The organism is Secundilactobacillus collinoides DSM 20515 = JCM 1123 (assembly GCF_001435975.1).
Taxonomy (GTDB): Bacteria; Bacillota; Bacilli; order Lactobacillales; family Lactobacillaceae; genus Secundilactobacillus; species Secundilactobacillus collinoides.
This window is the reverse complement of sequence record NZ_AYYR01000074.1, coordinates 129,301-143,802: the sequence shown is the minus strand read 5'-3', so window position 1 is coordinate 143,802 and position 14,502 is coordinate 129,301. Positions and strand designations below refer to the sequence as shown.

The window sequence follows — 14,502 nt, the reverse complement described above, 5'->3', positions numbered from 1 at the left end:
AGGTGATTACATTGTCTAAACTACAAGAGATCCAAAGATGGACTGCCGAAAACCACGCGGATTTTGCTTACATTAGTAACCCCAAAACTATTCAGTATTTAACCAGCTTTTACAGTGACCCAATTGAACGGGTATTGGCATTGATTGTGTTCCCTGATCAAGACCCCTTTATCTTCGCGCCAGCACTGGAAGTTGAGGCCATTAAGGATACTGGATTCAAATATCCGGTCTACGGGTACCTTGATCATGAAAATCCATGGAAGATGATTAAGACAGATGTTCAAAAGCGGGTCGCAAACCCGCAGAACGTCGCACTTGAAAAGAATCAATTAACCGTCGACCGCCTTGAATTTCTACGAGAAATTTTCCCGAAAGCGACTTTCAATCTGGATATCACCGATTTTGTGACCCAACTGCGTTTAATCAAATCCGATGAGGAGATCAAAGAACTTGAAATTGCCGGCAAGTGGGCTGATTTCGCCTTTGAAAAAGGATTCGCCGCTGTTAAAGCCGGTGTTTCCGAAGGCCAAGTCGCTGCTGAACTGCAGTACGCACTTATGCAAAAAGGCATTATGGAGATGAGCTTTGCAACGCTGATCCAGGCTGGTGCGCACGCCGCTGAACCCCATGGTGCAACGAATGCAACAAAAATTGAAAATAATGAACTCGTTTTATTCGATCTGGGAACTGTTTGGAACGGCTACATTTCTGATGCCTCACGAACAGTTGCTATCGGCAAACCAACTGAAAAACAGCTTGATATTTACAAGGTTTGTTTGGAAGCACAATTAACAGCGCAGGCTGCTGCTAAACCAGGTATCACCGCTGCTTCGCTGGACAAAATTGCCCGTGATATCATTTCAAAGGCCGGTTACGGCGAGTACTTCATTCACCGGCTTGGACATGGCATGGGCATGAGCGAGCACGAATTCCCATCTATTATGGAGGGCAACGACATGATTCTCAAACCCGGCATGTGTTTCTCAATCGAACCCGGTATTTACATTCCAAATGTTGCTGGCGTCCGAATTGAAGACTGTGTTCACATTACTGAAAACGGCTGTCTGCCATTTACCCACACTTCAAAAGAATTAACTTATGTGGGCTAAACCAACAATTATTAGTGACAAAAAAGCGACTGAGAAAACTTATCTCAGTCGCTTTTTGTTGTATTAGATTAATTAATACTCAACAGGCTCACTGGTACCATCTGGTAAAATAGTTTCAGTCGGTTTTTCACCCTCGCTAGCGCCGCTCACGTCAGCACCGCCAAACGTTTCTTCACTATTCAAAACGATGTCATCCGAGTCGTCATCAGCTGAGGTCGAAACATCAGCCAATTCTGAACGCAAATCGGGATCTTCGTCATCGCTGCGTTTGCCGAATGCTGAAGCCGCTTGCTTCAATTTATCAGTATCGATTTGACCGGCAACGTCTTTTACCTTATCAGAAACGTGTTGGGATTGGTCCTCAAACGTATCCTTAAAATCATCCCACGCATCGCTTGCATAGAACGCATAGTCAACGGCGCGGTCCTTAAGGTCGTCCAGTTTATCCTGAACGTCATCCTTCAATTGCGATTGCTGATCCTTTGACAGATGGTGATAAGCCAAATGGGCGATGGCGCCACCTGCTAAGAGTCCTAATAATAAACCTGTCTTTTTAGCCATTTTTAAAACTCCCTTCTAGTCTTCGTCTTTAGAACGACGATGTTTGGTGTAGAAATTAAAAGCCGCTTCGCCGGTACGTACTAGAATGTTCGTTGAAGCTGTCTTTTTTGCTGATTTAGAGACCTTACTGGTCAGGTTTCGGGTGGCATCATTCAAATCGGAAACGCTGGTACCGAGATCGGCGGCCGCCTGAAAGACGGGATCCACCGTTGCCACCTTTTTGTTCACATCTTCTAATAACGTATTGGCATTGGCCATAATATCCTCTGCCTGTTTTGACACCACGTCCACGTCATCCGTCAATGTTTGAATACTGCGATTCACTTCTTTTAAAGTGGTCAACATTTTGGATAAAAACATGCCAATGAAAAGCACGAGGATCAAAAATGCAACTGCCGCGATCATCCCGGCAACTTGTCCTCCAGTCATCGCATATCGCCCCTTCCTAAGTAAAAACCTTATTGCATTAAGAATAGCATTGACAACCGGTGGAAGCAATAAAAAGTGACAGAGAGTAAAGCAAGGCGCCTAAGGGGGCGGAGCAGAACGGACTCTGAGTCGAAAGGTCCGGTTCTGACTTTTTTGCTCAGAGTCCGTTCTGTAGCAGCCCCTTGCCTTGCGAAACTTGTTTCGACTACATGACCAAGAACAGTGCTTCCAGAACCACCCATGTCAATCGGAAAGTAAAATTCCGCCCCCCGACTTTCTTACCGGAAGTCGAGCCTACTATAATCTCCGGCTCACAAGTGATCTCCTCGTTCATTCACCGACAGAAAAATCAGTGCAGTAGCCCCCAGCCTTTGGTAAACTAGGAGGTGACTTAAATAAGGGAGCAACGACCATGATACTTAAACAATCCACCATTTCATCACTCATGAACCATTTCATTAAACACATTGACTGGCAATCGATTGCTGAGCAAATCGCGTTAACGATTTTCCAACTCGTTTTAGTAACAGTCGGTCTTTTGGTTGTTAACTGGCTGGGTAAAAAGATTATCAAGCATTTATTCAACCGTTACAAAGCCACAAAATTGAATACCATTTCTGTGAATCGGATCAACACCATTTATACTCTGGTGCTCAACATCTTTCAGTACACCATTCTCTTTTTCTGGATCTACGCCCTGTTGTCGTTTCTTGGGGTTCCCGTTGGCACGCTGATTGCCGGTGCCGGAATCTTCAGTTTAGCTTTAGGACTTGGTGCGCAGGGATTCGTCTCAGACATCGTCACTGGTGCCTTCATCCTGATGGAGGAGCAAATCAACGTTGGCGATTCAGTTAAAATTGGGACGGTGGAAGGTACCGTATCCGCTATCGGTATTCGGACCACCCAGGTGATCAGTGCGGATGGAACACTCAATTTCATCCCTAACCGTAACATTTCCATCGTCAGCAACAAATCTCGCCACGAAATGCGAGCATTAGTACAAATCCCAATCTTCCCAGATTCACCGATCGACAAAATCAATGCCATTATTGAAACGACCAACCAAACGGTAGTCAAATCACTCAACGGCATCACGCAAGAACCCACTAACATGGGTGCGACACCACTTGCTGATGGCAAGCTTGTCATTCAAGTGGTGACCTTTACCCAACCCGGCGATCAGTTCACCGTTCAGCGAGAATTGTTAGCCGCCTACCTGAAGGCCATTTCCGATGCTGATATTGTTATTCCAACCGTGTATCATGATGATGCGACACCGAATGCTTAACGACCAATAAAAAAAAGATTGTGCGTTGTCATTTGACAATCAGCACAATCTTTTTTTCTACCGTTCCTTTTGTTTTGTGGCCGCATCAGGTCGTTTAACCGTTTCAAAACAGTCATCAAAATTATGCGCCAGATAGTTTACACGTTTTAATAACTCTCGTCGAGTAATGATTCCGGTAAACGTGCGGTCGTCCGAAACAACCGGCACGAAGGAATCATCGACCAAAAGATGCATCACTTCATCCAAATCATCCGGATCTTCCACCACTCGAAAGTCCGTCTGCATTACATCTTTGACCTTCATCCGCCGGAGATTTTCAGGCGCAATGTGGTCCGTATCAAGCATTTTTTCCGTAATCATGGATAACGACAAAAGACCGCAAAGGTGCTGGTTCTTATCCAAAACGGGGATTTTCGAGTAGCCGATCTTGGTCAGAACGAGAAACGCGTGTTCACAATCATTGTTCACCATCACATTAGCGACGATGTTCGCGGGAATGATCCATTGACCATGCGCCTGCATCAGCATGGTTTGAATCGGTTGGTCAATCATTTACTATTACCTCATTTGTTATTAACGTTCGAAATTTGTTTGCAATTCTGGCAAGCGGTCCAAGTGTCGATCATAGAAGTCGACCTGGACTGCGGTAGGTGTCGAGGTCACAATGGCAAATGTGCCGCCAATGGATGCGTATTCGCCGCGTGGCAATGAAATGCTGCCCGGATTAACATAAACGCAGCCCTCCTCAGATTCAGCACCCAACTGATGCGTATGGCCAAAGAAAGCCAATGTTGCTCCGACCTCCTGAGCCTTCAAACTGAGGTGCGTCAACCCCATACTGACACCGTACAGGTCACCGTGGGTCATAAATACCGTTTCGTTACCAACTGTCTGTACAACGTCGTCTGGAAACACGCCCCGTGGATCATTGTTGCCTTCAACAACAGCAACGTTGTTAAAAACCGGGTTCGTCTGGTCGGTTTCCGAATCCCCGCAGTGAAAAATCGCATCTACCTGGTCACGAAAGCCATCAAATACCGTTTTTAAAATAGCTTGATCACCATGGTTATCGCTGATCACTAAGATTTTCACGGTCTACGCCTCCCACCATTCGTCGAACCTGGTCATCAAATTACGTAATGCTCTGCCCCGGTGACTGATGGCGTTCTTTTCGTCATCGGAAAGTTCTGCCATTGATTTTTGCTTATCAGCAAGCCAGAATAACGGATCATAGCCAAAGCCGTTTTCGCCTCGCGGTGCAGTTAGAATTGAGCCCTGAACCTCACCGTCAGCAACTAATTTATCGCCGTTTGGCTTCAACAAGACCAGTGTCGTATGAAAGGCCGCCTGTCGGTTCTCGGCCGGTACACCGGCTAAATTTGTCAGCAATTTATGATTATTGGCAGCGTCATCGTGGTCACTAGCATAGCGGGCTGAATGAATACCCGGATCGCCGTTTAACGCGACGACCTCCAAGCCGGAATCATCCGCCAAAACGGGCTGATTCGTCCGTTGACTGATGGTTTCTGCTTTGATTGTCGCATTCTCTTCAAACGTCGTCCCATTTTCATTAATGTCACCAATGTCAGGAAAATCAGCTAAGGTTTTGATCGTAATGCCCTTTGGTTCAAACATTTCACGAAACTCTCGCGCTTTACCTGGATTACGCGTTGCAATAATCAATTGGTCATGCTTCATCTAAAGAACCCTCCATTTGAGTTGGTAATGTGTACTGTTGAATATCAGTTAAAGAAACGTGACGCACATCTAAATCATCGCGCTGCAACCACTGACCCGCAACCTTCTTAAAGTGAGCCGCACCGCCAGTGGTATAAAACTGCGCGGTGGGCACATTGTCCGTTGGCGCAGACAGGTGTTTAGCCGTCAACACCTGTTTGACGATGGCCACCGATTCAGCACCCGGATCAACCAAGTGTACCGTGGGTCCAACAGCGGCTTGAATCGCTGTTTTTTAAATTGGAAAATGGGTACAGCCTAAAATCAGCGTGTCCATTGATTGCATTTTAAACGGCCGCAGCTGTCGTTTGACCTTTGCCGTCGTGCTTGGCAAACCAGCAGCCCCGCGTTCAACTAACGTCACAAACTGAGGACACGCTAACCCGCGGGCGGTGACCCCCGGCCGCAACCGTGTCAGTGTTTGCTGATACGCGTGGCTTTTAATTGTCCCCTCCGTCGCGATGACGCCAATGTGCCCGCTTTTAGACACAGCAACGGCTTTTTGACTGCCTGCCTCAATCACGCCGACAACTGGAATCGAAAGCCGTTCCTGCAGCATTGGCAAGGCAGCGACTGTGGCTGTGTTACAGGCAATCACGAGCAGTTCAATATCCTTTGCAACAAGAAAAGCCGCCGTTTGCGAAACAAATCGCCGCACTTCAGACATTGGCCGCGGTCCATATGGTACCCGCGCCTGGTCACCAATAAAAATAAACGATTCGTTTGGGAGCTGTTTAAATGCCTCTTTAACAACGGTTAAACCCCCAACACCGGAATCTAAAAAGCCAATTGCTTGAGATGTCATTTAACTAATCCCCTTTTTTAGTAATCTTGAGTCTTAATTATCGACCATTTTGAGATTGGTTGCAAGAATTCAGCCAAGTTTCAGAATAATTCTTAAGTTCTTCCAATAATTAGAAATAATCTTGCATTTAGACTTAATTTCATTGTAATCTTAACGTAATAAGAAAGTAGGTTGGCTCACTATGGATACACAGATTTATACGCAATACCTAACTGACCCCAATAACGCGGGACTTTTCGGTCAGGCTCTTTTACGCGATGTCATCTTAACTGATATTTTAGGTCCTGATGCGTCAAATATCGCTTACTGGGAAGGAAAACAGTTGGCACGCCGCTTCAAAATTGGCAGTGCAAATGAACTTGCCATCTTTTTTTCTCAAGCGCAATTTGGCACTTTGACTTTGACTAAACAAACGGCTACCCAGTGGCAATTTCAACTAACTGGCGACCCGGTCAACATGCGGATCGCCAGCAACCCGAAAGCCGCATTTACATTAGAAGCGGGCTTCCTCGCTGAATCGGTAGAACAAATGATTGGCGTCGTTGCTGAGACCGAAGTCACACCGGTCACAAAAACACACAAGTCCATCGCGGTCAATATGACCGTTCATCTTGACCCCAAGGATCCAACCTCGGACCCGCAAGAATTGATCCCTATGAAACTCATCTTACCGGAACGGGAACCCGACCCAGAAACTTCAGACGTGGCAGACAAAAATTAGGACGTCATGTGACTGATTTCTACAAGGTTGGCTAAGCTTCATGTCAGCCAACAGCACCCAATCATTCCTGCGAAAATAGGATTTCGTGAGGAACATATCAATACTCAAAATAAAAGCGATCGCCGCTAACAATTTTGGCTCTTAATTGTTAGCGGCGACCGCTTTTTCGGTGACGGCATCAGCATCAAATGAAGTCGTTTTTCCTAATTCAAAAATGCCCAACCGTAAGACTGGTACTATTGGATTAAAAGTTCAGCACGATTGATAGTCTGAACACCGCTCAACGGTTATTGCAGATCATTGTAAGTTTGCTAACCAAACGTTGTGCAACACGCCAGCAATCCATTATAAAACACAAAAAAATCCTGACCCAGTTCGAGTCAGGAATTTTAACGAACAGAATTAAGCCTCAACATACTGTGTCAACAGTTGTTTGAGTTGGTCTTTTGTGTGGTAACCGACGATGGAGTCGACTACTTGGCCGTCCTTTTTAACAAGTAACGTTGGAATACTCATGATACCAAACTTTTGAGGTGTGTCTGGATTAGCATCCACGTCCATCTTGTTGAAAGTGACGTCAGCCATTTCATCAGAAAGTTGTTCAACGACTGGTGATTGCATCCGACAAGGACCACACCAAGTTGCCCAAAAATCAGTTAATGTTACACCATTAGATGTATCTGCTTCAAATGTTTTATCAGTTGTTTCTACAACAGCCATAAATCGACGCCTCCTGTTTAATTACTAAATGTAAGTTTACCAGAATCTCATAAAAGCACAAGCATTCTGCTTAATCATTAACAAATTTATAATTTGACAATGGTCGACCCATCGCCCCCTGCGTTGGCTGGTGAGAAGCCAAACGACTTGACCCGCCGGTTAGACTTCAAGTAGTCAATGACCCCCTGGCGCAGTGCACCGGTACCCTTACCGTGAATGATCGTCACAGAAGGATAACCTGCCAGCAAAGCCGAATCAATGTAGCGGTCCACTTCAGCCATGGCCTCTTCATACCGGTGGCCCCGCAGGTCAAGCGTTGGTGTCATGCCGTCAGAACGTGTCCGTCTGATAGTGGCCTTCGGTGCTTTTTCCTTTGTGGTTTCCGGAGCTGCCTTTTCAAGGTCCCGGTCGTCGATCTTCATCTTCAAAATACCCATCTGAACTTCGTAACTATGGGCGTCCAATTTATCCATGATCACACCGCGCTGACCGTATGATTTGACCATGACCTCGTCGCCCTTCTTCAACTGATGCTTGCGTTTTTCACGGTTAAGCACTCGGTTTTGGGTCAGTGTTTCGTCCTGATGGAGCGCATTAAGACTACCCTGAGCGCCAATCAACTGATCCTCTTTAATGACCGTCTTACCGGCAGTCATCTGTTTCTTACGAATGTCCTTGATGATCTTATCAGCCTGTTTTTTAGTCTCATCAACGACTTCATTAGCGTGGCGTTTGGCATCTTCCATCAGTTGCGCTTTTTGTTTCTGATAAGTGTCAAACTGCTTTTGCAAGTCAGCGTACAACGCTTCGTTTTCGTGCAGTTTTTCAGCTGCAGCCGCAGCGTCAACGTTGGCCTGCCGAGTCTGCTCGGTCAGCGAGGCAATCATCTGATTGAGATCCTGAGAATCTTGATCGGTCAAGCCACGCGCTTCGTCGATAATCGACTGATCCAGACCCAACCGTTGTGCAATGTCCAGGGCGTTACTGCGCCCAGGAATCCCAATCAGCAGGTGATAGGTCGGTTTCAGTGTTTCCTGATCAAACTCCATGCTGGCGTTGATGGTTTCTGGCCGATTATACCCGTAAGCTTTCAGTTCCGGATAGTGGGTCGTGGCAATCACTTCACTGCCAATGGTGCCGATATTATCTAAAATAGCCATAGCAAGGGCTGCCCCTTCTTGCGGGTCGGTCCCGGCACCGACTTCATCCAACAGAATCAGACTTTGGTCGCTGGCCGCTTTTAAAATCGTCGCAATATTATCCATATGAGACGAGAAGGTCGACAGGTTTTGTTCAATGGATTGCTCATCACCGATATCAGCAAAAACTTCATCAAACAATCCAACCTGACTGTTTTCATTCGCCGGAATAAACAAACCGGACTGAGCCATCAACTGGGTCAGTCCCAGTGTCTTCAAAGTGATTGTTTTCCCACCAGTGTTTGGACCAGTGACCACAATAGCTTTGTAGTCGCCGCCAATTTCAATATCATTGGCAACCACTTTTTTCTGATCGATCAACGGGTGCCTTGCCTGGCGCAAGTTGACGTGGTTATCACTCGACAACAATGGCTCTGTCGCTTTAATAGCGTGTGCGTAACGAGCCTTTGCGTTAATGAAGTCCAAGTGACCAAGGACGGTTGCATTGGCCGCAATATCGTCTTGATAAGGCCGTAACAGGTTGGACAGTTCCAATAGAATACGCCGTTCTTCTTGTCGTTCTGCGATTTGTGCTTCCCGCAAACGATTGTTTTCAGAAACGACCGCCTCGGGTTCAATATAGAGGGTTAATCCACTAGCGGACTGGTCGTGCACGATACCGCCGAAGTGGTTCTTGTATTCCGCTTTGACTGGTAATACATACCGGTCATCCCGGATCGTCACAAGTGTTTCGCTTAAATACTTTGCCTGTTTACCGCGGGTGTACCCGTTCATCTGTGAACGAACACTGCCTTCGATCTGCGTAATGCGACGACGAATGCGTTTCAATTCTGATGAAGCCTCATCCGTCAGCCGGCCGTCTTCCGTGACCGACATGTTCAGCCGCCGAGTGACGTCTGGCAAGTGGACTAATTCCGCCACAATGTCATACAGACGCCGCAGTTCAAGTGCCTTATCCTGTAACCCGTCAAAAAAATCAACAACTCGGCTGACCGTTTTTAAAATCTGACCGATCTGCGCCAATTCGGTGCCGCTCAGGGTACCTTCAATTGCTAAACGTTTGACGTGCGGCGTCACGTCAGCCATCTTCGGCAACGGGATTCCGCCTTCCAATCGTAAAACATCGGCGCCGTCTTTTGTTTCATCGATGGCGCGTTGAACCGTGTCCGAATCAGCAGCCGGCATCAGATGGTTTAATTCAGTCTCCCCTGAGGCTGACACCAAGTGCGCGCGTAACTGTTGTTTGATCTGGTCAAACGCCATCGTTTTAAATATTTTTTCGTTCATTTTTTGTTTCTCCCAAATGCTGTTGGTCACCCTGACATAGTGTTGTTGTCGGTTAAACCGATGTCATGGGACTTAGTTATCTGCAGGTGTTTGTGATTGTTTAAGCTGGTCCAATTCGGCTGCCTTATCCAGTTGGTCAGAGATGGCATTAAAAGCCAGTAACGTGGCAGCTTCCTGCTTGGTCATTGACGGTGCCAGTTTTTTTAACTGGTCAAGCTGCTGATTCATGAGTTCAGTTACTGCTTGCATGTGTGCCTCAGTCTTATTGCCGACAATCGTATACGATTGGCCATCGATCACCGCTTTGAACCGTCGCTTATTACCAGTATCGTTTTGTTCACCCACAACCATCACTTCCCTTATTCATAATCATAAATTAATTTAGCCGCTGACCCCTTCTCGGACCAGCGGCTAAATCATGTTGCTCAGTGTCGATTAATCGTTTGTTGCACAACACAGGTAACCGCCAATCGGCAGGCTACTTTGGATCTGGAACGCCCCAGTCTTGGTCGGAAGCATCAGTACCGCCACCATCAAGGAAGGTATTGAGCATGGATTCAACCATGTCCCATTCGTCGTCAGATTCGATTGGCAGCAGGTCGCCGCCTTGTGGGTCAGCTGGATCATCGGAATCAGCTAATTGATAAGCCTGAATGTCAACTTCCTCATCGTCGGTCTTACCGGATGGGTAAAGTAAAATATAGGACTTGCCAAAATCAGCTGAGGTAAACGTAAAGAGCACGTTATATAACTCTTCGTTACCATCTTCGTCGACGATTGTAATTTGTTGTTCTTTGTTTTCACTCATGTTATCGGCCTCACTTTTCTTGTGTTAACGGACCCTTGCGATCCAAATAATTTTGCAAAATCAAATCGGCTGCCAGTTTATCGATGACTTTCTTGCGTTTCTTTCGGGAAACGTCTGCTTGCTCTACCAGCATCCGTTCCGCCTCAACGGTTGTAAGGCGTTCATCTTGAAAATCATAGGGTAGCCCAAAGGTGGCCTTCAAGAGGTCACCATAATTTTTGGCTGCTTCCGCACGGGGTCCGAGGGAATTGTTCATATTCTTGGGTAACCCGACCACGAAACCCGTCACATCATACTGTGCAACGATTTCCTTGACCCGGTCGATTCCAAACTCTTTCTCATCTTCGTTGATTGGAATAATCTCAATTCCTTGAGCCGTCCATCCCAACATATCACTCATTGCCACACCGACAGTTCTCGATCCGACATCTAATCCCATTAATCGCATTTATTTAGTCAACGTCCCATTCTCATTGAGGTAGAAGCGAACCAACTCTTCGATAATTTCGTCGCGTTCATGCTTACGAATCAAGTTTCGGGCGTCGTTAAAACGCGGGATATAAGCCGGATCACCAGAAAGCAGGTAACCCACGATCTGGTTGATCGGGTTGTACCCCTTCTCCTCAAGTGCTTGATACACTGTGACAAGTGTATCGTGAACATCCTTTGGCTTTTTGTCACCAAAATCAAAATACATGGTTTTGTCTAACGTACTCATGATCACACCTCCACCATTACTCTTTGCTCTAATTCTACCGGAATACGAGATTAACAACAATCGGGTTTGCCCGATGTAACTAATTCGTAACAAATAGAACCCCAATTCGGGCAGCTTATTTTGATCACACGAGTAACCAAAATATGACAAACTGCTCGCTTATTCTCAAACCGACGCACCAACTTATCAAAGGTCAAGTGTCGTCAACAACCCAACGGTCCTGAATGACACTGTCGTCTTTTTAATCGTTGTCACGTACTCTTCAGTTTACCACGTTATGCCAAATTTGACAGCCATTTAGCAGCTTCGCTCATCGCATCGTTTAAACCTGCAGGCTTCTTCCCACCAGCTTGGGCGAGGTTAGGCCGACCGCCGCCGCCACCGTTGATCTTAGGCGAAATAGCTTTAATTAAGTCGCCCGCCTTAATGCCGGCCTTCATGGCGTCATCACTAGCTGCCACGATCAGGTTGGCCTTTTCACCCACCTGAGCGCCGAGCACGAGGACATCGGACAACTTCTTTTGCCGCCAGGTATCAGCGAGTTGACGCAACTGATCCATGGATGAAACTTGCACAACACCAGTAATCAATTGTTTACCATTAATTTCCTGAACGTTGTCAAAAATTTTATCGGCTTGTTGACCCGCTAATTTGGCTTCTACAGCGGCCTTTTCGTTAGTCAACGCCTTGATTTGTTCTTGTAACTGCGCAACCTTGGCAGGGACTTCTTCGACTTGCGGCGTCTTCAAGACTGTTGCGGTCGTCGTCAGCAGATCATCATGACCCTTCAGGTACTTGTAGGCATCGCCGGCAGTCACGGCTTCAATTCTCCGAGTCCCCGCGCCGATCCCAGTTTCGGAAACGATTTTGAACAGTCCTAATTCGTTCGTGTTTTTAACGTGCGTCCCGCCACAGAATTCAATGGAGAAGTCGCCGATGGAAACGACCCGGACTTTGTCGCCATATTTGTCGCTAAACAGCGCAATGGCCCCCATCTTCTTACCAGTAGCCTGGTCAGTTTCGACCGTGGTGACCGGAATTTCCTCGAAGATTTTTTCGTTGACGATGGCTTCAACCTTAGCCAAATCATCTTCTGTAACCTGACCAAAGTGGGTGAAATCGAACCGCAGATAGTTGGGTTCGACCAGTGACCCAGCCTGTTGGGTGTGCCCGCCAAAGACATTCCGTAATGCTTGATCCAACAAATGAGTTGCCGTATGGTTCTTTTCAACCTTGCTGTGGAACGCAGCGTCGACCTTTAATTCAAAAGTGTCGCCTACGTGCATCGGTTGCTGCAGTTTCAAGGTGTGCAAGTTCTGCCCATTTGGCGCGTGTTGCACGTCCGCAACAGTTGCTGCCACGCTGCCGTCAGCGGCTAAAACATCACCCTGATCAGCGATTTGGCCACCCATTTCAGCGTAGAACGGTGTCTTATCAAAAACAACTTGAACGGTGCCCGTTTCAGCGCCGTCGACCAATGCCCCGTCAGCGACAATGTCGGTCACCTTAGCGGCCTTCACGTCCAACTGCGTGTAGCCGACGTATTCACTGGCACTTTTAACGTTGATCAGCAAATCTGATTGAACCCCCATGGATTCATTCTTACTGCGGGCGTTACGTGCCCGATCCTGTTGCTTTTTCATCTCGGCTTTAAAGCCGTCTTCATCAACGGTAATGCCTTCGTCAAGCGTATATTCACGCGTTAATTCTACTGGGAACCCATACGTATCGTACAGTTTGAAGGCGTCAGCACCATCAATTTCTTTGGCACCACTCTTCTTGGTCTTGGCAACCAGGTCGTTTAACAGTGCTAAGCCATCAGTCAAGGTTTCGTTAAACCGATCTTCTTCCGACTTAACGACCTTGGCGATGTAGTCGGCTTGTTCCAAAACTTCTGGGTAGTAGGATTTCATGACTTCGCCGACAACTGGTACCAGCTTGTATAAGAAAGCGCCGTTGATGCCGAGCTTCCGGCCGTTAACAACAGCCCGCCGGATAAGGCGCCGGATAACGTAGCCACGGCCGTCATTTGATGGTAACGCGCCGTCACCGATGGCAAATGTGATTGCCCGTGAGTGGTCGGCAATCACCTTAAATGAGATGTCGAGCTTTGGATCAGCGTTGTATTTTTTACCGTCACTAAAGTCTTCAGTGGCGTTGATCATTGGTAAAAATAAGTCGGTTTCAAAGTTGGTCTTCGCGTTTTGGAACACGGAAACGACCCGTTCGAGACCCATCCCAGTATCAATGTTTTTCCGTGGCAACGGCTTATATGAGCCATCGGGTTCATGGTTGAACTGTGAGAACACGATGTTCCAAACTTCCAAGTAGCGTTCGTTCTCACCACCAGGATAATTTTCAGGGTCATCGTCAGCGAGGTTGTTAAACGATTCGCCACGGTCGTAGAAGATTTCTGAATCGGGACCTGAAGGCCCTTCACCGATATCCCAGAAGTTATCTTCTGCTTCGATAATGTGGTCCGGCTGAACACCGGCTTCCTGCCAGAATTGTTTTGCATCGTCATCCTGAGGATAAACAGTCATGTACAACAATTCTGGGTCCCAACCAAACCAGTCGTCTGAGGTTAAAAGCTCCCAGGCCCACGTGATGGCTTCTTTTTTAAAGTAGTCCCCAACTGAAAAGTTCCCAAGCATTTCAAACAGCGTGTGGTGACGAGCTGTCCGGCCTACGTTTTCAATATCATTTGTCCGAATACTCTTTTGTGAACTCGTTAAACGCGGGTTCTTCGGCACAACTGACCCATTGAAATATTTTTTCATGGTGGCAACCCCAGAGTTGATCCAGAGAAGTGTCGGGTCATCTACTGGTACGAGGGAAGCACTTGGTTCAATGGTGTGGCCCTTACTCTTAAAAAAGTCCAGATACATTTGACGGATCTGGCTGCTGCTTAACTGCTTCATAGTTCGTTTTTCTCCTTTAAAAAATAATAAAGCACCGCTGTAAGTAAAGACGCCATGGACGCGGTACCACTTTACTTGCAACGATGCTGATCGTTTACCTCTTAGGCTCAAATGCGCTTGAGCAACGTTATTCAACTGAGCAACAAGGGAGCACTCTGACTGGGAATCGTTTTTCGCAGCTGCCAAAACGTTTCTGAAAGACCGGCCTCAAAGCATGTCCTTGTTGTTAACACGAAAT

Annotated in this window: 17 protein-coding genes; 3 read left to right on the top strand and 14 right to left on the bottom strand. The window is 46.9% G+C overall.

Annotated features, from left to right (window positions below; genetic code table 11):
- Positions 1-11: 11 nt before the first annotated feature.
- On the top strand, positions 12-1,109 hold the full coding sequence (locus tag FC82_RS12360) for a M24 family metallopeptidase (RefSeq protein ID WP_056997164.1): 1,098 nt from the start codon (positions 12-14) through the stop codon (positions 1,107-1,109).
- A 72-nt stretch (positions 1,110-1,181) separates the two neighbouring features.
- On the opposite strand, the gene FC82_RS12355 is transcribed toward FC82_RS12360, so the two are convergent.
- Positions 1,182-1,670 (bottom strand): YtxH domain-containing protein, encoded by a 489-nt coding sequence (locus FC82_RS12355; protein ID WP_054761086.1) that lies wholly within the window; start codon positions 1,668-1,670, stop codon positions 1,182-1,184.
- A gap of 15 nt (positions 1,671-1,685) precedes the next feature.
- Positions 1,686-2,099: a DUF948 domain-containing protein gene (locus tag FC82_RS12350; protein WP_056997163.1), complete on the bottom strand. Its 414-nt coding sequence runs from the start codon at positions 2,097-2,099 to the stop codon at positions 1,686-1,688.
- A 412-nt stretch (positions 2,100-2,511) separates the two neighbouring features.
- On the opposite strand from FC82_RS12350, the gene FC82_RS12345 reads away from it, so the two are divergent.
- A complete protein-coding gene (locus FC82_RS12345; protein WP_054761088.1) occupies positions 2,512-3,387 on the top strand; it encodes a mechanosensitive ion channel family protein in 876 nt (291 codons plus the stop codon).
- Positions 3,388-3,444: 57 nt separating this feature from the next.
- Here the strand turns inward: FC82_RS12345 and cbpB are convergent, their stop codons facing one another.
- Genes cbpB through murI form a run of 5 tightly spaced genes read right to left on the bottom strand, consistent with a single transcriptional unit; the run spans position 3,445 to position 5,929 of the window.
- Positions 3,445-3,939, bottom strand: a complete 495-nt coding sequence (gene cbpB / locus FC82_RS12340) for a cyclic-di-AMP-binding protein CbpB (protein WP_056997162.1) — start codon at positions 3,937-3,939, stop codon at positions 3,445-3,447.
- A gap of 21 nt (positions 3,940-3,960) precedes the next feature.
- Positions 3,961-4,479 (bottom strand): metallophosphoesterase, encoded by a 519-nt coding sequence (locus FC82_RS12335; RefSeq protein ID WP_054761090.1) that lies wholly within the window; start codon positions 4,477-4,479, stop codon positions 3,961-3,963.
- 3 nt (positions 4,480-4,482) lie between these two features.
- Positions 4,483-5,085: an XTP/dITP diphosphatase gene (locus FC82_RS12330; protein ID WP_056997161.1), complete on the bottom strand. Its 603-nt coding sequence runs from the start codon at positions 5,083-5,085 to the stop codon at positions 4,483-4,485.
- The gene (locus tag FC82_RS17410) at positions 5,075-5,320 is read right to left on the bottom strand and encodes an aspartate/glutamate racemase family protein (RefSeq protein WP_328585554.1); all 246 of its coding nucleotides are present in this window, start codon (positions 5,318-5,320) and stop codon (positions 5,075-5,077) included. Before FC82_RS17410 ends, FC82_RS12330 begins: the two co-directional genes overlap by 11 nt.
- Before the next feature lie 39 nt (positions 5,321-5,359).
- The gene (gene murI / locus FC82_RS12325) at positions 5,360-5,929 is read right to left on the bottom strand and encodes a glutamate racemase (protein ID WP_328585553.1); all 570 of its coding nucleotides are present in this window, start codon (positions 5,927-5,929) and stop codon (positions 5,360-5,362) included.
- A 181-nt stretch (positions 5,930-6,110) separates the two neighbouring features.
- Here murI and FC82_RS12320 point away from each other — a divergent pair, with 181 nt between their 5' ends.
- Positions 6,111-6,650 carry a YslB family protein gene (locus FC82_RS12320; protein ID WP_056997160.1) on the top strand — a complete coding sequence of 180 codons (540 nt, stop codon included), beginning with the start codon at positions 6,111-6,113 and terminating at the stop codon, positions 6,648-6,650.
- A gap of 402 nt (positions 6,651-7,052) precedes the next feature.
- Here FC82_RS12320 and trxA read toward each other — a convergent pair whose 3' ends face one another.
- The 7 genes from trxA to alaS form a co-directional block, all read right to left on the bottom strand.
- Complete coding sequence (trxA, locus tag FC82_RS12315) at positions 7,053-7,370, bottom strand: thioredoxin (protein ID WP_054761095.1); 318 nt, start codon at positions 7,368-7,370, stop codon at positions 7,053-7,055.
- Positions 7,371-7,456: 86 nt separating this feature from the next.
- A complete protein-coding gene (locus FC82_RS12310; protein ID WP_056997159.1) occupies positions 7,457-9,817 on the bottom strand; it encodes an endonuclease MutS2 in 2,361 nt (786 codons plus the stop codon).
- 72 nt (positions 9,818-9,889) lie between these two features.
- Positions 9,890-10,162 carry a cell division protein ZapA gene (gene zapA, locus FC82_RS12305; protein ID WP_235809235.1) on the bottom strand — a complete coding sequence of 91 codons (273 nt, stop codon included), beginning with the start codon at positions 10,160-10,162 and terminating at the stop codon, positions 9,890-9,892.
- A 133-nt stretch (positions 10,163-10,295) separates the two neighbouring features.
- Positions 10,296-10,625, bottom strand: coding sequence for a DUF1292 domain-containing protein (locus FC82_RS12300; RefSeq protein WP_054761098.1), 330 nt, complete (start codon positions 10,623-10,625; stop codon positions 10,296-10,298).
- 10 nt (positions 10,626-10,635) lie between these two features.
- The gene (gene ruvX, locus FC82_RS12295) at positions 10,636-11,073 is read right to left on the bottom strand and encodes a Holliday junction resolvase RuvX (protein ID WP_054761100.1); all 438 of its coding nucleotides are present in this window, start codon (positions 11,071-11,073) and stop codon (positions 10,636-10,638) included.
- Entirely contained in the window at positions 11,074-11,343 is a 270-nt protein-coding gene (locus tag FC82_RS12290; protein ID WP_054710080.1) for an IreB family regulatory phosphoprotein, read from the bottom strand. It abuts the gene before it with no gap.
- 275 nt (positions 11,344-11,618) lie between these two features.
- Complete coding sequence (gene alaS, locus FC82_RS12285) at positions 11,619-14,264, bottom strand: alanine--tRNA ligase (RefSeq protein WP_056997158.1); 2,646 nt, start codon at positions 14,262-14,264, stop codon at positions 11,619-11,621.
- Positions 14,265-14,502: the final 238 nt, after the last annotated feature.

What these genes read in the sequence shown, in the direction of transcription:
- FC82_RS12355 (WP_054761086.1), bottom strand. Translation starts at nt 1,670, where the DNA reads ATGGCTAAAAAGACAGGTTTATTATTAGGACTCTTAGCAGGTGGCGCC.
- FC82_RS12350 (WP_056997163.1), bottom strand. Translation starts at nt 2,099, where the DNA reads ATGACTGGAGGACAAGTTGCCGGGATGATCGCGGCAGTTGCATTTTTG.
- FC82_RS12345 (WP_054761088.1), top strand. Translation starts at nt 2,512, where the DNA reads ATGATACTTAAACAATCCACCATTTCATCACTCATGAACCATTTCATT.
- cbpB (WP_056997162.1), bottom strand. Translation starts at nt 3,939, where the DNA reads ATGATTGACCAACCGATTCAAACCATGCTGATGCAGGCGCATGGTCAA.
- FC82_RS12330 (WP_056997161.1), bottom strand. Translation starts at nt 5,085, where the DNA reads ATGAAGCATGACCAATTGATTATTGCAACGCGTAATCCAGGTAAAGCG.
- murI (WP_328585553.1), bottom strand. Translation starts at nt 5,929, where the DNA reads ATGACATCTCAAGCAATTGGCTTTTTAGATTCCGGTGTTGGGGGTTTA.
- FC82_RS12320 (WP_056997160.1), top strand. Translation starts at nt 6,111, where the DNA reads ATGGATACACAGATTTATACGCAATACCTAACTGACCCCAATAACGCG.
- trxA (WP_054761095.1), bottom strand. Translation starts at nt 7,370, where the DNA reads ATGGCTGTTGTAGAAACAACTGATAAAACATTTGAAGCAGATACATCT.
- FC82_RS12310 (WP_056997159.1), bottom strand. Translation starts at nt 9,817, where the DNA reads ATGAACGAAAAAATATTTAAAACGATGGCGTTTGACCAGATCAAACAA.
- FC82_RS12300 (WP_054761098.1), bottom strand. Translation starts at nt 10,625, where the DNA reads ATGAGTGAAAACAAAGAACAACAAATTACAATCGTCGACGAAGATGGT.
- ruvX (WP_054761100.1), bottom strand. Translation starts at nt 11,073, where the DNA reads ATGCGATTAATGGGATTAGATGTCGGATCGAGAACTGTCGGTGTGGCA.
- FC82_RS12290 (WP_054710080.1), bottom strand. Translation starts at nt 11,343, where the DNA reads ATGAGTACGTTAGACAAAACCATGTATTTTGATTTTGGTGACAAAAAG.
- alaS (WP_056997158.1), bottom strand. Translation starts at nt 14,264, where the DNA reads ATGAAGCAGTTAAGCAGCAGCCAGATCCGTCAAATGTATCTGGACTTT.